We start from the raw sequence: 17,156 nt of genomic DNA on the forward strand, positions 1-17,156 counted from the left end.
TCTAACTGCCAATAATAAGATTTATGACGCAACGACGAATGTAACGATCTCTGGCACTGCAAGCTTTGGTGGATTAATATCTGGTGATACGGTTTCAATTGATGTCGGCGCTCTGAACGGAAGTTTTGGTGATAAAAATGTTGGCACAGGTAAGAGCATTACGCTTTCTGGCGTTACCCTTTCGGGTGCTGATGCAGGTAATTACACAGCGGCTACACCCACCGGTCTTTCTGCGGATATTAGTGCGAAGGCTCTGACTGTAACGGGTGTGGTAGCTGCTAATAAAGTATATGATGGCACTGCCATCGCTGCACTCTCAAACTTCGGCACACTTTCTGGTGTAGTTGGTGGTGATGCGGTAACACTGGACGCTGGTTCTATTGTCCAAAGCTTTGACAACAAGAATGTTGGTACGAATAAGGATGTAACGCTTTCTGGTTATGCGATTGCAGGGGTAGACGCTGGCAATTACATTGTATCCAACCCAACAGGCATCGCCGCAAATATCACAGCAAGAGCTCTAACGATCACAGCTAATGCTGGTAACAAGATCTATGACGGCAATACCACCGCGACCGTGACCTATGGCGACAACCGTATTAGCGGTGATACACTAACGATTGCTGGTACCGGAACCTTTGCAGATAAGAATGCTGGAACAGGTAAGACAGTGTCTGTTGCAGGGATTACTCTGGGTGGAGCGGATGCAGGGAACTATACGTTCAATACAACAGCCAGTGATACGGCAGACATCACGCCGGGAGCTGTAACGAGCACATCTATTATACTTCCGAAGAGTAATCTTATCTCAGATGTAGATGACGCAGATATTTCTGAAAACCTCATTGGTTTGCAATGTAATATTAAACCCTTTCAGAATTGCCCTAAAATAGATTTAAGCTTTGTAGATCAGTGGGAATTACGCTGATGAAAAACTATAAAGCCCGTATACTTACAAGATCATTGTCCGCGATGGTGTTATCGGTTGCCTTCGGTGGTGTTGCTGCCACTCAGGTTATCGAAAAACATCCTGCGAAAACTGCACAAGGAAAAGCCTCTCAAAACTTACCATATCCCACCCTTAAGGGTTCACACGATGATAGTGAGTTTGGTGTTCAGCTCAAGCAGTTGGTTGTTGTTGATACCAGAGTATCTAGTGATATGACTAGTTTTGCCGATGGCGTGGATTTATCTCGCCTCGGAGATTTACTACAAAGTGCGTCATTGCGGACTCATTTGCAAACTTTTATAGGCGAGCCATTATCGCAAAAACTTATGTTTGATATTCGTGCTGCCGTTACGCAACACTATCGTGCGATAAACCGACCTTTGGTCGTTGTGACAGTACCACCGCAAGAGCTGACAAATGGTCGACTACAAATAGATGTCTTACCTTTTAAACTGGGCGAGAAGAAAGTAGAAACTAATGGGTCTGCCAAGGTCTGGACGCCTTCTGAGTATATCAATCGTAATATGCGGGTGGAAGAAGGGGACGATATCGATAGTGTTGCACTTATCGATGATATTAATTGGCTGAATCTAAATCCCTACCGTAATGCCAATGTAATATTTGAGCCAGGTACAAAAGCTGGAACAACAAATTTGATCATCCGCACGGATGAGCAAAAACCATGGAGTATTTATTCAGGTTATAGCAATTCTGGTTCTCGTCGGGATGATCGTCATCGCTTTTTTTCTGGATTTAATGTTGCAAACTTACCTTTCACGGATGCTCAGTTGGGTTATCAGTTTACCGGCAGTTCTCGATCTTTAGCCAAGGGAAAGGTAACAGGGCTTGATAGTCAACGCGGTCTTGTTAGTCATTCCGGCAGCTTCTTTTTGCCTCTGTCGTACGGCAATGGGTGGCGTCATAAAATCAATCTAAATGCTAATTACGCACAATCATTCACTCCACTCATAACACCGTTTATGCAAGATAATCGCACTACATCGATCTATGCGGATTATGCCGTGCAATTGCCACGAATTGGTACATTAAGCGCGGAAGTCTATGGTGGAGTAGATTTTAAACACCAAAAAAATGATGTGTACTTTTCAGGGGTTCTTTCTAAATCCACAAAGCAGGATATTGCCAATCTAATTGTTGGTTCAAGAGGGCAATTTGTAACACCATTTGGATTTATAAAAAAGGATTCCGCCATGCCTGGTCGTGCAAGTTTTGATATGCGTATTATTGCAAGTCCGGGTGGACTTACGGGGGATAATGTAGACGAGGTCTTTATTGAAACTTCAGGTGACCCTCTTGCGCGTGCGCGTTATGCCTATCTCTATGGTGAACTGTCGCATATAGCTCCATTGCCAAAAGGGTATTCTCTATCGCACTCTTTGAAAGCACAAATTGCTACAAACCGCTTGCCTGCTGTTGAACACTTTTCTCTTGGTGGCGATCAATCCTTGCGAGGTTATTTGAGTAATGAGCACTCCGGCGATTCAGGTATAAGTTTACAAACAACAATTTATGCTCCAGCTTTTGAGTTATTTGGTGCAAAAAAAAATGTAACAGATAATTTGAAGCCCTTTGCATTTTTGGATTTAGGACAAACTGGTGCGATTGGGGCTGCTAGCATGTCGCTTGCGAGTATCGGCGCTGGTTTTTCATATCAATTCAACAAAAATACGTTTCTGTCAGCCTATTATGGTTATGCACTTTTAGATGGAAGTCAGACTAAATCTGGCGACGGTAGTGCGTCGATGCGATTGACAATGCGATATTGATTCAGGTCTCAGAAATTGAAATTAACTCGTAAAACAAAGTTTTCATACAGTGGTTCAGCTCGGAAGAATTGCTCTAAATATCAAAATCAACGAAAGGTTTTAAAATGACTACCTTCTCAAGGATTATACCTACGGCATTTCTGTTAGGAGCGCTTTTATTTGTCCCGGCAGCGGTCTCCAATAGTCAAGAAGCAATGGCACCTGCAAGCATGACCGCAAATTACGGCGACTGGTCTTTGCGTTGTCGTTCCGTGCCATCGAACGCGGAATCTCGAAAGGTTAACAGGAATAATACTTCTGCAGATGTTTGCGAGATAGTACATATTATTCGTATCGCAACTCGGGATGAGGCCACTGGGCAAACATCTACTCCTCAAGTTTTGGCACAGATTGCTATGGGGCGGGTGCCCGAGAGCGGCGATGCAATTAAAGTTGTATTTCAAGTGCCTGGTGGTGTGATGTTACGAGAGCCTATTCGCTTGAATCTTGCTACTACAGCGGAAGCTCTGGCTGACGCGACTGGAGATAACTCGCAAGAAGCTAATTATTTTCAGTGTCATGGTAATGCATGCCTCGCCGATATGGATCTAACCGAAAATCGGTCTGATGCTATTGTCAGTGCTAGATTTGCGCGTTTGTCCTTTATAGATGGTGCGCGCAGAGCCATAAACGTTCCTGTATCACTCAATGGTTTTGCAAGCGCATTTGCAGCTCTCGAAAAGCGAGGTTGATTTCTGATTGTACGGTACTGTCATGTTAATTTGAGTGGTTTGAACAAGGCATTAACTTCTCGAATTTTAAGCGGTCAACTCGTCGGAGTATTCGCACCAAAGACTATGTGCGTCTGATCTAGCTTGTCGGTATGAATTAGAGGAAAGGGTGTAGCAGCGTGGACGAAAGAGACAGGCTATTTGATCGTGGGCTGCTAGAAACATTTGAGCTTGCCTTGGCGATTTGAAGCGACCGAATATCTTTTCACGCCTCCTGGTTTGTCTGTGTGAAACCTCGGCTTTGTTATTCAGACCTTTGTGTTGGCGGTGTTCGACGCCCGGGATCAGTTGGCGTTTTGCTGCCCCATGGCTGCCTAATTCATCAGTGATGAGAACGCGAGGTTCACCATATTGTTTGACCAATTTACGCATGAAACGTATTGCCGCTCTGGTATTCCGGCACGATTGGACAAGGATATCCAGAATATCGCCATTAGCGTCAATAGCTCTCCAGAGCTGGCCCTTGATTACGATCACGACTTCGTCCAGATGCCACTTGTCATTCGGTATCGGATGATCACGTCGGATCGACCTTGCATACTGCTGCCCGAACTTTGCGACCCATGATCGAATAGTTTCATAAGAAACTGCAATACCTCGTTCCGCCAACAGGTCTTCCACATCGCGCAGGCTCATGTTGAACCTAAAGTATGCCCAAACGGAGTAGCTGACAATCGATCCAGGAAAGCGATGGCCTTTCAATGACGAAAGTTTTGGGTGGTATTTCATCAGGGTGCGCTAAACTGCGATGAAACCATCGTCAACATGACAGTAACCCGCCGGGAAGGTACGCCGCAGGCGGGAGAATTGAAATTCCCATGACGAATTTTTTGAGTTCGGTTTGTAGTACGATTATCCTCCATAAATCTGTGCGGGAAGCCAAATGGCCAAATTTGGGAAGAACCACAAAATCACCAGGCAGAATAGTTGGATCAGAACGAAAGGTATGACTCCCTTGTAGATCTGGCCCGTTCTGATTGTGTCTGGAGCCACTCCCCTTAGGAAGAATAATGCATATCCAAAAGGTGGTGTGAGGTATGACGTCTGAAGGTTCAAGGCCATCATAACTCCCAACCAAACGGGGCTCATGAGAACACCTGGTGCCACCTCCATTTGCAATAAAACCGGAGCAACGATCGGTACAACGATGAAGACGATCTCAAGATAGTCGAGGAAAAACCCAAGAAAGAACATGATGATCATGACGATCAAGACTGCAGACAAAGTACCACCCGGCAGCGATTTCAGCCATTCCTCGATAATTTCGTCTCCGCCGAACCCGCGGAACACGAGTGAGAACATGGCCGCACCGATCAAGATCACAAATACCATTGATGAGATGCTCATGGTTGAGCGCATGACTTGTGCGAGCACTCTTAACCCGTTGCTGCTGCGTTCCTTGAATGTCGTTCGAAGAGCAACGGCCATTGCAAAAAGGAAAACACACGTAGCAACAAAAGCCGCCGCGATTGCGATCCAATCCTTCGTAGTCACAACGTCGCGTTGCGACCGCAAATCAAATCCTAAGGCAAGGGTTACCATGACAGCAAATGCAATGAGGCCAGCTAGCATGGTAGTTCGCGTAGCAACATTAAGTTTGTAGGATGCGAGTAAGATTGCGCCACCGCCACCCACTGCCGCCGCCTCCGTCGGTGATGCGATGCCAGCTAAAATGGAGCCTAAAACAGCAACAATCAAAAATATTGGCGGGATCAAAGAACCCAGCAATTTCCAGATCAGACGGTTATCACCATTCGCATTGTCTTCAGGCGGCATAGCAGGTGCTATAGCCGGATTTATCATCGTTCGAACAAAAATGTAAAGGACATAAAGACTTACAAGAACAAAGCCCGGAAAGAGAGCACCAGCAAACAGCTCATTTACGCTTACTGTATCGGGTGAAAATATTCCCTGTTCAAATTGCGCATTTTGGTAAGCGACGGAGAGCTGATCTCCTAAGATGACCAAAATGATTGAAGGAGGAATGATTTGGCCGAGTGTTCCGGAAGCTGTGATGATGCCGCATGACAAAGAAGGATCGTAGCCACGGCGTATCATGACCGGCAATGATAACAGTCCCATGGTGACAACGGTGGCACCAGCTATGCCAGTTGAAGCGGCTAGCAACGCACCAACGATGCAGACTGCATAGGCTATGCCGCCGGGTTTTGAACCGAAGATGCGCGCCATGTTTTCAAGAAGTTCTTCGGCGAGTTTTGATCGTTCGAGCATCACGCCCATGAAGACAAATAGAACGACCGCAATGAGCACCTCATTGGTCATGATCGAGAAAACCCGTTGTGGGAAAGCAGTCATGATGGCCCAATCGAGCACACCAAGGTATGCGCCTATCGCCGCGATAATCAGTGAACTACCGGCCAGAGTAAAAGCAACCGGAAATCCAAATAGGAGAAGAGTTGCAACGAGGCAGACCAAAGCTGCACACATGAATTCAGGGGTGATAAATTCCATTACTATACCTCCTCGGCGGTTTTACCGCCGATAATCAGAAGGCACTTGATGGCTTCGGAACATGCTTGCAGTCCTAGCAGCCCGGCAAAGACCCAGATCATTGTTTTGTAGAGAAAGATAAGAGGCAGACCACTCAGTTCGATTGAGCCTTCCAGCGTGGCCCAACTGTTCGTGACATAACCCCAAGATAGATAGATTGTTGCAAAACAGACAGGCAAGAGTAGGGCGAGTATTCCAACTAGATTGACCCATGCCCTATAAACTTCAGATTTACCGCGGTAAAAGACGTCAATCCTGACATGACCATCGGCGAGGAAAACGGCTCCGGCAGCGACCATGAAGACGGTCCCGTGCATATACCAAATTGATTCTTGTAAGGAGATGGAACCAATCGAAAAGACGTAGCGCAGTATGACGACTGTCAGTTGTACGAGGACCATTATGAGAGTGAGCCACGCAGTTGTTCGTCCGATCCAATCATTGAGTCGGTCAACTAGCAGCGAGATAGTGCGCAGTTTTTCCATTTGAAAGTTCCATAGTTCATTCGAAGACAGCTCTCGCAACACCGATTGGTGACGCGAGAGCTCTTAGTGAAAACGCTCAAGAGCGTGACTAGCCGTTGATGTTGCGCTTGTTCATGTACGCGCCATCTGAGATGCCCGACCAGCTTCTCGCTTTTCCAAGGAAATCGTTGAAACTGTCAGCGACCTTTTTGGTGTCAGCGTCGGTTGCAGCCACCTTGGCAATAATGTCCGGCGTGACTTCCGCAACTTTCTTGTAGACCTCGTCTGGGAACTCAACCAGATTTACACCATGCTCTTCGACAAGCGTCTTAAGTGCGCCTGAGTTGTTGGCGGTGTATTCTGCTAAGTCATAAACATTCTCTGCCATCGCACAGTATTCGATGATAGCGCGATCTGAAGCTGACATTGCGTCCCACTTGCCTTTGTTAAAGCCAACTGAAAGCAAAGTTCCCGGCTCATGGAATCCAGGGTAGTGGTAGTTTTTCACGACCTTATAGAAGCCAAAGGCTAGATCGTTCCAAGGACCGACCCATTCAGTCGCATCAATTGTTCCGGCCTGAAGGGCAGGCAGAATTTCTGACCCGGACAGGGTAACAGGTGTAGCGCCGAGCTCTTTGAGAACGTCACCGCCAAGACCGGGCATACGCATTTTCAGACCTTTGAAGTCATCAAGCGATGTGATTGGGTTTTTGAACCAGCCACCCATTTGAGAGCCTGTGTTACCACAAGCCAATGGCTTGATGTTAAACGGCGCAGAGATGTCGTCCCAGATTTGCTGACCACCGCCATGGTAGATCCAGCCGTTCATCTCATCAGCTGTCAAACCCATTGGCACAGCTGAGAAGAACGCAAGCCCTTTAGCCTTACCCTGATAGTAATATTCAGCGGAGTGATAAAGATCTGCGGCACCCTCTTGGACGGCATCATGCACACCGAGCGCTTTCACTAGTTCGCCAGCAGCAAGTACCTTGATGGTGATGCGTCCGTCGGTGGCCTTGCCAACCCGTTCAGCAAAACGCGATGCTGCTGTTCCAAGGCCGGGAAAGTTTTTCGGCCATGAGGTTGCCATGCGCAGTTCAATTTTGTCCTGCGCAATTGCGGGTGTTGCAAGAACTGCTGCTCCGGCGCCAGCTGTGACAACGGCACCTTTCGCAATGAAGTTTCTTCTATTTAAATCAGTCATTTTTTACTCCGTGATTTGGTTGTTGGGCACTCGCTGGTTCACGCGCTGTTTCTCCTCCCAGTGAATTTTCGATATGCGAGTGTTGCTGCTGCAAGGTCCTCCAGCGCAGTACCAACTGCTTTGAAGAGCGTGATTTCTTCGGCGGTTTGTCGTCCAGAATGTTTTTTGCTGCACAATTGAGAGAGGTCAGCTTTGACCTCTTCTTTGGACAGAACACCGTTTTTTATAGGATCGATGATGTCGCCGCTTTCTGAGAAAGCGCCATCGGTGTCGATGAATACTGAGCTTCTCTGTATGGCTTGATCATCAGTCTCACGCATCAGCGGAGTGAAGCCGCCGATGAGATCGAGATGTTGACCTGGTTGGAGCCAGTCACCTTTGACAAGAGGCTCTTTTGAGAGCGTTGCACAGGTTATGATGTCTGCCTCTTCGACAGCATGTTTTAGATAAGCACTTGCGGAGGCATTGAAGCCGTCTTGCTTGAGCTTTCTGACAAGTGTTTTCGACTTCTCAAGGTTTCTGCCCCAGACGATGACATTCTTGATAGGGCGCACTGCGCGATAGGCGTAAGGCAGGTTGGAGCCAAGTCGACCTCCACCCACCACCAGCAGCGTTTCGGCTTCAGGATTTGCCAAATAACTTGCGGCAAGTGCTGATGCGGCCGCTGTGCGGCGGGCGGTGATCTCCCCCCCGTCAAGCATTGCAAGGTGATGACCTGTCTTTGTGTCAAACAGTAGGTAGCTTGCCGACAAAGCTGCCTTGCCTCTGTCAGCATTTCCTGGATTAACATTGACAAGTTTGATGCCACCTAATTGCTCGCTGTTCCAAGCCGGCATTAACAAGAGGGTTGCATCAGGATCATTCGGGATTTTGATTGTATGGTGATGTCTTAGCGGGGCCTCGCAGCCCTCAATAAAACCGGATCGGAGTGCCTCAATGAGTTCGTCAAAGGGTAGGAGGTCTTTGGTTTCTTGGGGGGCTAGTGCGAAAAAATCTGTCATGGTCGTTGCTCACACATCCAGAGTGAGATCGGTGGTCGGAACTGCCTGACAAGTCAGACATCGATCGTTCTCATTGAATTCAAGGTCGGTTCGGTAGGTCACATCACCAGTGACAATGGTCTGCACGCAGCTCTCGCATTGCCCCGCTCGGCAACCGCTGTTGAGCGTGATGCCTTCTGCTTCTCCCAAATCCAAAAGCGATCCTGACGCCTGTGTCCAAATGACGGTTTTGCCGGACTTTGCGAAAGTGACCTTAAAGGGTCCTTTGGGTATGGGATTTGTAGCTGCTGGTGATGTGAAGGCTTCCTTGTGCAACAATTCTGCTGGATGACCGTGTTCAGCAAGCGCCTTTTCAACTGCTGCCATCATCGGAGGTGGGCCGCACTGAAAGACATTTGGTGCGGTATCAAATTCGCTCAACAGAATGTCGCCCGCACTGATAAACCCGGAGCGGTCGAACTCAACGCCCTTGAGATCATCCGTCAAAGGTTCGTTGTAAATATTGCTGACAGTCAGCGTTGGGATTGCTGCCTTAAGCTCCAGCAACCGCTTTCTGAAAGCATGAACGCGGCCATTTCTATTGGCATATACGAGATGAATTCTCGGCTGAATTTTGCTCTTAGCAACTGTCTCCAGATAACTCAGGAAAGGTGTGATTCCGATTCCACCGGCGATCAGCACAATTGGCGCATCGCTTTCAACTGGCATGACAAACCGACCAGCAGGCGCTTTGATAGCCAGCTTTGTTCCCGGCTCAAGGCCATCATTGATATAGCCAGACATTTCACCTGGCGGTAAATCAGATGCACCAGCAGGAGCAAGCACACGGCGAACTGCAATGACATATTCGCTGCGTTGAGAATTTACCGCTTCGCCAACAAGCGAATAGCAGCGCGTGAGTTTGTTCGCGCCATTGGCTCCATCAATTGATAGGACGATGTGTTGGCCAGGTAGATAGTCAGGTGCTTCGCTCAGATCATCGATCTTGATGGAGACTTGTGTTACATCATCTGCGACTGTTTCGACCGACGTAACCGTTGCTGATGCAAACCCTTTCCAAGAAGGAAGGGCGGCCATTGTTGAATCCAGAAGCGACAATTTGCACCGCGCAGATCGATGTGGAACTGCGCCACTGATCGGGTCGCTTTTCTCAGCTGTGATCAATCGATTATAATTGGATCCCTTGTTTGTGTAGGGATCAAATCCCGGCAGGCTCATGCGTTCGTTGGCCTGCCACCAACCGTAAGACGCCACGGCGACATCTGGATGCAAGGAATCATTAATCCGCAATTTCATTCGTATTTCACCCGATGCAGTTTCGATGCGCATCATATCGTCTGCTGCAAACCCGTTGTTGTCGGCAGTTTCGGAGCAGAGCTCTACGTAGGGTTCTGGAAGCCGCTTGCGCAGTGACGGAATATGTCTTTGGGAGGAGTGATTATAGTAACCGCTTTTGGCGGTAGTGAGTACAAACGGAAAGTCTGCGTCGCCGCGCTCGGGTGCTTCAAAACGCGGAATTGGATCGTAACCATGCCTTAGAAAAAGTTCTGAATAGATCTCCACGCGACCGGTGTCAGTTGCAAAGCCGACCAACTTGCCATCGATTTGTTCTGCGTATTTTTTTGGCTTATAGGAAAGAGGTCGTTTGATACCTTCGGGATGCGCGCGCAGCTCTTCAAGGCTAACGCCGGTTGGCTCCAGCATTGCGGAAAGGGCTTTGTTGATGTCTCCTCCGTAAAACTCCTCGGACAATCCGACCCGTTGTGCCAGATCGAAGAGAATCTCCCTATCAGAGCGGGACTCACCTTGGCTATCGATCATCGGTTGGCGCAGTTGGATCAGCTCTTCTGCGTCTTGACTGACCTCAAAACCAACGCGCAATCCTTCACGCTCCCAAGCGGTGTTTACTGGCAGGAAGATGTCGGCATAGCTTGCTGTTGGGGTTTCGATTGCATCGCAATGGACATGAAACTCCAATGCTTCGAGCGCTGCTTTGCCGCGTACTGTCTCTCCATGGGAAACGGCAAGGTTTGCGCCAAAGACCATCATGGCCCGAATAGGGTAGGGTTTCTTCGTCAGAATTGCTGAGTAAAGATCAGTGGCCGCCACCCATCCCTGTGAGGCGGGGCCAAGGGGACGTTCTTTAGCGCCTAAAGCCTTGGCAAGTTGGCCTTCGGGCCATTGATTGAAGTTTGTGGGAGCATTGGTGACATGTTTTGAATAGGCAACATTACCACCGGGTGCATCATAACAACCCTTAAGCGACATAAGCATTGCAATGGCGCGATCAGTTTGAACAGCGTTAGAATGTTGGGCAACGCCATTCCACGCATAATAAGCAACACTCTTTGCCTTGATCAGTGCTTCAGCTGCGGCTTCAATCGCATCTGTTGGAATAGTCGTTTCTTGGGAGACCCGTTCAAGCGAGTAGGCCCTGCATGCTTCTGCATAAAGATCAAATGCTGGGCGGCAGATGATTTTGCCTGCAACTGTCTCAACCGCAATATTTCCCTCGAGAACAACATCAGACAAATTCGTGTCTTCATTCCTGATTCTTTGATCAAGAATAATGAGTTGCCCATCAGGTTTGGCCACAACATACCGACCATCGCCTTCAGCGCCGATGTCTTTTGCCCGCAAAAATTCTCCGGTGTCATCGCGGACCAAGAACGGACCATTACTCCAATGCCGCACGAACGCGTCATTGTAACCGTTTCGTTGGATCATGAGATTGGCTATACCCATGGCAAGGATACCATCACTGCCGGGTAGAATTCTGAGCCAGTGATCGGCGTCGCGCGCGTAACCAGAATTTCGCGGATCAACCGACATGATCTTTGCACCACGTGCGCGCGCGTTGGCTATTTGAGTTGCTTGATCAAGCCAAGTCGCACTCGGATTAAACCCCCAAAGCAATATCGTGTCAGCTTTCGCATATTCAGGGTAGAGGATGCCTGATCCGAAAGTAAATCTGTGCGCATGGTCTTTATGCCAATTACAAATCTCAGTTGCGTAGGCGGTATTGGGGCTTCCGAATTTTCTTATGAAGCGTTCAATCCAATCAATATTATCACTGATGGTCGAGCCACTTGGGCTGGTTACTGCAAACGCCACTGATTCCGCACCATTATTGCGCTTGATTTCATTAAATTTGCTGGCCACCTCGCCAAGAGCCTCATCCCAGCTGATGCGCTCCCATCCCGGATTTGGATCCGTTTTGGGCGTGGTCCGCCGCATCGGATGCAAGATCCGTTCTGGGCTGTAGATGATTTCAGGGGCAGCCTTGCCTTTTAGGCACAACGCTGAACCAGTTGGATGATCAGGCGCTGGTCCGGCGGAAGTTAACTGACCGTCCTTAATCGTATACGTGGCTCCGCAACGTGAACGACATAAGGAACAAAATCCTGTTTTTGTTGTGATTTCTGCATTGCCCATATGTATCCGCCGGTGGCCTCAAAAAAGTTTGAAATTTCATCCCCATAGGAATTTTACGGGCAACTTTAAAATATTCCTATTTTTGATTTTCAATCCATGGTATTGATTTTTTCAATGAATATTACATTAAGACAAATTCGCTATTTTATAGCGACAGCAGAAACCGGGCAGATTTCGCGGGCCGCACTGGTGTGCAATGTTACGCAGTCGTCCGTTACGACAGCGATCAAAGGACTTGAGGAGCAACTGGGGTACAAATTATTTGTTCGTCAGTCCAAAGGCATGCATGTGACGGCACTAGGCGAACGATTTTTACGCCACTGTCATTCCATTGTCAGAACTGTAGAAGATGCAACAGAAGCCGTTCCAGACGAACCTTCTGAAGTCTCTGGAGTTGTCAAAGTTGGTGTCACTGACACGATCTCAGGCTATTTTTTGCCGCCTATTTGGAGAAAGCTTAGACGCGACTATCCTGAAATCATTCTTGAGGTTCTAGAAGTCTCACGTGCAGAGCTAGAAGCTGGTTTGCTTGACGATAACTTTGACATCGCCATCATGCTCACGTCTAACATTCGGCATCGAGATCCATTCCACTACGAAGAGTTGATTGCCTCGCCAAGACGCCTTTGGGTGTCAAGCCGGCACCCGTTGGCTGAACAAGATCAGGTTTCAATTCATGACCTGGCCACCGAAGATTACATCTTACTGACCATGGATGAACACGAATCCACGATGGGGAATGTTTGGGATCTGCATGACTTCAAACCCAACATCACATTTCGGAGTCATACAATGGAAGCACTTCGCAGCATGGTCGCAAACGATATGGGCGTCGCCATTCTATCTGACATGGTGTATCGTTCCTGGTCTCTTGAGGGCCGACCAATTGTGAAGAAAGATTTGATTGAAGACATCCCATCCATGAACACTGGTATGACGTGGCGGCGTGGTCGCAAATTGTCTGACGCTGCTGCAACTTTTTTGACGTTTTTGCGTTCTGAAGTGGTTGCTGGGCGCGAGTAACATCGTACCATTTCACCCTCTCACAGAGGATTTTCGGGCTTGTCGCAAAGTTCGGGCAGCAGTATGCAAGGTCGATCCGACGTGATCGTAATCAAGGGCCAGAAACACTGGCTCTGGCGAGCTATTGACGCTAATAGCGATATTCTAGATTTCCTTGTCCAATCGTGCCGGAATACCAGAGCGGTAATACTTTTCATGCGTAAATTGGTCAAACAATATGGTGAAACTCGCGTTCTCATCACTGATGAATTAGGCAGCCATGGGGCAGCAAAACGCCAACTGATCCTGGGCGTCGAACACCGCCAACACAAAGGCCTGAATAACAAAGCCGAGGTTTCACACAGACAAACCAGGAGGCGTGAAAAGATATTCGGTCGCTTCAAATCACCAAGGCAAGCTCAAATGTTTCTAGCAGCTCACGATCAAATAGCCTGTCTCTTTCGTCCACGCTGCTACACTCTTTCCGCTAATTCATACCGACAAGCTAGATCAGACGCACATAGTCTTTGGTGCGAATACTCCGACGAGTTGACCGCTTAAATTCGAGAAGTTGATGCCTTGTTCAAACCACTCAAATTAACATGACAGTACCGATTAGTTGCAATATATGCACTCATTTGTTGGATCAATTGATCAACAAAGAAGTAGGTAATTACCACGCCAATCATTCTAATCATAAGATTTTCGGTAACAGGAATTCTGGCATTTTTTGATGATTGCCAATTGGCGACCACAGGTAACAGACCGCTACCAATATTTGCGCCAAGTACCAAATATATTCCTGCTTCAACATCTAACGATCCAGCTGCAACAATACCAATACAGCTAAAGCCGTTCCCACATCCGCGCCAAGCATGATCAGAAAAGCGGTTGATGTTGCCATGACATTCTGCGCGGGAAAGGACGCTGCGATCATCGCTGTTACCGTGCTACTTTGCAACGCGATTGCGACGAACAAACCTGATATAAAAGATGTAATCCATTTGCCTTCAGCGCGTCTCGCCCATCTTCTAAGCACAGGTCCATATGATCGCATAACACCCGTGCGAACCATACGAAGCCCCATAACAGAAGCGCAACAGAACCGAGAATATTGAATAAAGTCACCAATGAAACATACTTTCACCTGAAATTTCAAAATTGATAAATGGGCATCACCCAAGTTCGAGCAGATGGTTTTTAAGGCGTTTTCGAGCCTGAAAGGAGTGCTTTCGTTCGCGCGGGGAAATCGGTAATAATGCCATCCACGCCGCAATCGATCATTCTGAATATGTCCGCTTCTTCATTGACGGTCCAGACATTTACGATCAATCCAATTTGTTGCGCCATCGCTACGTGTTCTTTTGTGATATCTTGGAAAAATGGCGCCCATATTTGACCACCAAGGTTCTTGATTATATTCGGCAATGAAGTTTTAGCGCCTGACCAATGCGCCCCTGCCATCCACGGAGAATCTGTATAAATGTTGGGCTGCATCGGTGGGTTTGGTCGATCAAAATAACTTAAGAATCCTAAGGTAATTTGATCATCTAGACTAAGACATTCCGTCAGCACACGCCAGTCAAATGAGGATATGATTGCGTGTTCGCTCACGCCAAACTTTTCAAGTGCTGTTATAACCGTTCTTGCCAATCCGGATGGACTATCGCCGAGATCAGAACGGTTTGCATATGACTTAATCTCAATATTTGCGACGAAATCTGGTTGCTCGCTCAACCACTCACAAAAGGTTTCCAAAGTAGGAACAGAAACATCGTTCATCACAAGTTGGTTGGGGAACTTTCTTTGATAATCCGTACCGGGTTTAAGGGCACCCAAATCATAAGACAGCAAGTCAGAATATGTACTCTCGATGATTTTAGGACCTGTTTGATCGAGCCAATCACCATTTTCATCCTTGGCTAAATTGGTCGATATTTCAGGATCATGATGAAGTATGGGAACAGAGTCAGCTGTGTTTTGCACATCAATCTCTACTGCAAAAATTCCATTCTCAACTAGATGTCTGATACCCGGCATAGTATTTTCAGGCAATTCTCCACGCGCACCGCGATGGCCATAAATTAGAGGCTTAGCGCCTAATCCCTGTAGCTTTTTACGGAGAAATTGGGAGTAGATCATCCAATTCGCTTTCCGCTATCGACATTAAATAGGTGCACATTTTCCGGAGCTATCGACAGACGGATTTCTTCACCCGCCTTGGATATTCTGTGCACACCTTGAGCACTTACAGTAAATGGCTCATCACCTAACTTACCATGCAATAATGTGTTGGCACCTAAAGGTTCTGACTGAAATACGTTAACCGTTAGCGGACCTTCAGGATCAATTACAACATGCTCCGGACGCATACCTACAGACACTGAATCATCAGGCGCATCACTGTCACAAACATAAGAGTTTCCCACACTTACTTTGCCAGTTTTCACATTGCCAGCGACAATGTTCATTGCCGGACTTCCGATAAACTGAGCGGTGAACAATGTTTGAGGTTTTTCATATACATCAAGTGGCGATCCCACTTGTTCGGCAATGCCGCCATTCATAACAATCATACGATCAGCCATCGTCATGGCTTCGACCTGATCGTGCGTTACATATAAGGATGTGATCCCTAAATTAGCCTGAAGCTGTTTAATCTCAAGGCGCATTTGTACGCGTAATTTGGCATCAAGATTAGAAAGTGGTTCATCAAATAAAAACACCGCAGGCTCACGTACGATCGCACGTCCCATTGCAACGCGCTGACGTTGTCCACCTGATAGTTCTTTAGGTTTACGATCCAAATATGGCTCAAGTTGCAAAAGTTTTGCAGCTTCCTGCACCTTATGCTCAATCTCGCTTGCCGGAACCTTTGCGATTTTCAAACTATACGCCATGTTCTGGCGCACAGACATATGCGGATAAAGCGCGTAATTTTGAAATACCATAGCGATATCGCGATCCATGGGCTCTTTTTCATTCACCCTACCGCCATCGATTTGGATCTCTCCTTCACTAATGGTTTCAAGACCCGCTACCATGCGCAAAAGCGTTGATTTACCGCAGCCAGAAGGTCCAACGATTACGATAAATTCACCATCTTCAATATCGACGCTGACACCGTGAATAACTTCGGTTCTGCCATAGCGTTTTTTAATGTCTCTTAGACTTATCGTTGCCATTTATTTCTCACTATCTACTAGTCCGCTGATGAACAATTTCTGCATAGAAATCACCACAACAACGGGAGGGATCATTGCCAGAATGGACGTGGCCATAATGACCGGCCAATCAGCAGTGTCATCACCTGATGGGAACATTTGTTTGATGCCCATCACAATCGTGTTCATGTCTGGCTCAGTTGTGATCAACAAAGGCCACAAATACTGGTTCCAACCATAGATGAACAAAATCACAAAGAGTGCAGCAATATTTGTGCGGCTCATCGGAATGATGATATCAATGAAAAAGCGCATCGGACGCGCGCCATCAACACGCGCAGCCTCTGCCAATTCATCAGGAATTGTCATAAAAAATTGCCGAAACAAAAATGTCGCTGTTGCCGATGCGATTAATGGAAAGATTAAACCAGAGTAACTGTTTAACATGCCAAAGCCAGCAACCACTTCGTACGTTGGCACAATGCGAACTTCTACTGGCAGCATCAACGTGATGAATATCATCCAGAAAAACGTCGAACGACCCGGGAATTTAAAATACACAATGGCAAAAGCTGATAGGAGAGAGATAATGATTTTACCAACTGCAATGCCAATCGCCATAATAAGCGAGTTGAACAGCATAGTTGCCACAGGCACGTTCACTCCTGCAAATAATGCGCGAGTATAATTTTCAATAAAATGACCACCGGGCAATAGCGGCATTGGAGGCTTTACAATCTCAGGCTGGGTTACGGTAGATGCCACAAACGCAAGCCAGATTGGGAAGAAGACAATCAGGATACCAAAGATCATCAACGCATGCGTGAGCCACAATGAGCCGCCTCTTTTTTCGACCATTCCAGGTGCAG

Annotated in this window: 14 protein-coding genes and 1 pseudogene; 5 read left to right on the forward strand and 10 right to left on the reverse strand. The window is 47.4% G+C overall.

What is annotated here, in order from left to right; genetic code table 11:
* From AB2J24_RS15070 to AB2J24_RS15080, 3 genes are all read left to right on the forward strand, one after another.
* Positions 1–928: YDG domain-containing protein (locus AB2J24_RS15070; protein ID WP_367386057.1), on the forward strand; the 928-nt coding region annotated here is incomplete at its 5' end.
* Positions 928–2,736: a ShlB/FhaC/HecB family hemolysin secretion/activation protein gene (locus tag AB2J24_RS15075; RefSeq protein WP_367386058.1), complete on the forward strand. Its 1,809-nt coding sequence runs from the start codon at positions 928–930 to the stop codon at positions 2,734–2,736. The genes AB2J24_RS15070 and AB2J24_RS15075, both read left to right, overlap by 1 nt.
* 104 nt (positions 2,737–2,840) lie before the next feature.
* Positions 2,841–3,467, forward strand: a complete 627-nt coding sequence (locus AB2J24_RS15080; protein ID WP_367386059.1) for an invasion associated locus B family protein — start codon at positions 2,841–2,843, stop codon at positions 3,465–3,467.
* Positions 3,468–3,533: 66 nt separating this feature from the next.
* On the opposite strand, the gene AB2J24_RS15085 is transcribed toward AB2J24_RS15080, so the two are convergent.
* The 6 genes from AB2J24_RS15085 to AB2J24_RS15110 form a co-directional block, all read right to left on the reverse strand.
* Positions 3,534–4,235 (reverse strand): IS6 family transposase, encoded by a 702-nt coding sequence (locus AB2J24_RS15085; protein ID WP_367386060.1) that lies wholly within the window; start codon positions 4,233–4,235, stop codon positions 3,534–3,536.
* Between the two features lie 123 nt (positions 4,236–4,358).
* Complete coding sequence (locus AB2J24_RS15090; protein ID WP_367386061.1) at positions 4,359–5,978, reverse strand: TRAP transporter large permease; 1,620 nt, start codon at positions 5,976–5,978, stop codon at positions 4,359–4,361.
* A 2-nt stretch (positions 5,979–5,980) separates the two neighbouring features.
* Positions 5,981–6,502 (reverse strand): TRAP transporter small permease subunit, encoded by a 522-nt coding sequence (locus AB2J24_RS15095; RefSeq protein ID WP_367386062.1) that lies wholly within the window; start codon positions 6,500–6,502, stop codon positions 5,981–5,983.
* A gap of 88 nt (positions 6,503–6,590) precedes the next feature.
* Positions 6,591–7,685, reverse strand: a complete 1,095-nt coding sequence (locus tag AB2J24_RS15100) for a TRAP transporter substrate-binding protein (RefSeq protein ID WP_162651344.1) — start codon at positions 7,683–7,685, stop codon at positions 6,591–6,593.
* Between the two features lie 38 nt (positions 7,686–7,723).
* Positions 7,724–8,686, reverse strand: a complete 963-nt coding sequence (locus AB2J24_RS15105; RefSeq protein ID WP_367386063.1) for an ornithine cyclodeaminase family protein — start codon at positions 8,684–8,686, stop codon at positions 7,724–7,726.
* Positions 8,687–8,695: 9 nt separating this feature from the next.
* The gene (locus AB2J24_RS15110) at positions 8,696–12,121 is read right to left on the reverse strand and encodes a molybdopterin-dependent oxidoreductase (protein ID WP_367386064.1); all 3,426 of its coding nucleotides are present in this window, start codon (positions 12,119–12,121) and stop codon (positions 8,696–8,698) included.
* A gap of 114 nt (positions 12,122–12,235) precedes the next feature.
* Here AB2J24_RS15110 and AB2J24_RS15115 point away from each other — a divergent pair, with 114 nt between their 5' ends.
* Positions 12,236–13,144: a LysR family transcriptional regulator gene (locus AB2J24_RS15115; RefSeq protein WP_367386065.1), complete on the forward strand. Its 909-nt coding sequence runs from the start codon at positions 12,236–12,238 to the stop codon at positions 13,142–13,144.
* Between the two features lie 81 nt (positions 13,145–13,225).
* Positions 13,226–13,684 (forward strand): annotated as a pseudogene (locus AB2J24_RS15120) (IS6 family transposase); the annotation flags it as partial.
* A 253-nt stretch (positions 13,685–13,937) separates the two neighbouring features.
* On the opposite strand, the gene AB2J24_RS15125 reads toward AB2J24_RS15120, so the two are convergent.
* From AB2J24_RS15125 to ugpE, 4 genes are all read right to left on the reverse strand, one after another.
* Positions 13,938–14,198, reverse strand: coding sequence for a hypothetical protein (locus tag AB2J24_RS15125; protein WP_367386066.1), 261 nt, complete (start codon positions 14,196–14,198; stop codon positions 13,938–13,940).
* Between the two features lie 125 nt (positions 14,199–14,323).
* Positions 14,324–15,265: a glycerophosphodiester phosphodiesterase family protein gene (locus tag AB2J24_RS15130; protein WP_367386067.1), complete on the reverse strand. Its 942-nt coding sequence runs from the start codon at positions 15,263–15,265 to the stop codon at positions 14,324–14,326.
* Entirely contained in the window at positions 15,262–16,308 is a 1,047-nt protein-coding gene (locus AB2J24_RS15135) for an ABC transporter ATP-binding protein (protein ID WP_367386068.1), read from the reverse strand. The genes AB2J24_RS15130 and AB2J24_RS15135 overlap by 4 nt, the downstream gene beginning before the upstream one ends.
* A complete protein-coding gene (gene ugpE, locus AB2J24_RS15140; RefSeq protein WP_367386150.1) occupies positions 16,309–17,145 on the reverse strand; it encodes a sn-glycerol-3-phosphate ABC transporter permease UgpE in 837 nt (278 codons plus the stop codon).
* Positions 17,146–17,156: the final 11 nt, after the last annotated feature.

The organism is Lentilitoribacter sp. EG35 (assembly GCF_040784015.1).
Taxonomy (GTDB): Bacteria; Pseudomonadota; Alphaproteobacteria; order Rhizobiales; family Rhizobiaceae; genus Lentilitoribacter.

Bases quoted from the DNA above. Each gene is read 5' to 3' on its own strand.
- AB2J24_RS15110 (WP_367386064.1), bottom strand. From the start codon at position 12,121: ATGGGCAATGCAGAAATCACAACAAAAACAGGATTTTGTTCCTTATGT.
- AB2J24_RS15085 (WP_367386060.1), bottom strand. From the start codon at position 4,235: ATGAAATACCACCCAAAACTTTCGTCATTGAAAGGCCATCGCTTTCCT.
- AB2J24_RS15090 (WP_367386061.1), bottom strand. From the start codon at position 5,978: ATGGAATTTATCACCCCTGAATTCATGTGTGCAGCTTTGGTCTGCCTC.
- AB2J24_RS15105 (WP_367386063.1), bottom strand. From the start codon at position 8,686: ATGACAGATTTTTTCGCACTAGCCCCCCAAGAAACCAAAGACCTCCTA.
- AB2J24_RS15115 (WP_367386065.1), top strand. From the start codon at position 12,236: ATGAATATTACATTAAGACAAATTCGCTATTTTATAGCGACAGCAGAA.
- AB2J24_RS15080 (WP_367386059.1), top strand. From the start codon at position 2,841: ATGACTACCTTCTCAAGGATTATACCTACGGCATTTCTGTTAGGAGCG.
- AB2J24_RS15075 (WP_367386058.1), top strand. From the start codon at position 928: ATGAAAAACTATAAAGCCCGTATACTTACAAGATCATTGTCCGCGATG.
- AB2J24_RS15130 (WP_367386067.1), bottom strand. From the start codon at position 15,265: ATGATCTACTCCCAATTTCTCCGTAAAAAGCTACAGGGATTAGGCGCT.
- ugpE (WP_367386150.1), bottom strand. From the start codon at position 17,145: ATGGTCGAAAAAAGAGGCGGCTCATTGTGGCTCACGCATGCGTTGATG.
- AB2J24_RS15100 (WP_162651344.1), bottom strand. From the start codon at position 7,685: ATGACTGATTTAAATAGAAGAAACTTCATTGCGAAAGGTGCCGTTGTC.
- AB2J24_RS15135 (WP_367386068.1), bottom strand. From the start codon at position 16,308: ATGGCAACGATAAGTCTAAGAGACATTAAAAAACGCTATGGCAGAACC.
- AB2J24_RS15095 (WP_367386062.1), bottom strand. From the start codon at position 6,502: ATGGAAAAACTGCGCACTATCTCGCTGCTAGTTGACCGACTCAATGAT.
- AB2J24_RS15125 (WP_367386066.1), bottom strand. From the start codon at position 14,198: ATGGTTCGCACGGGTGTTATGCGATCATATGGACCTGTGCTTAGAAGA.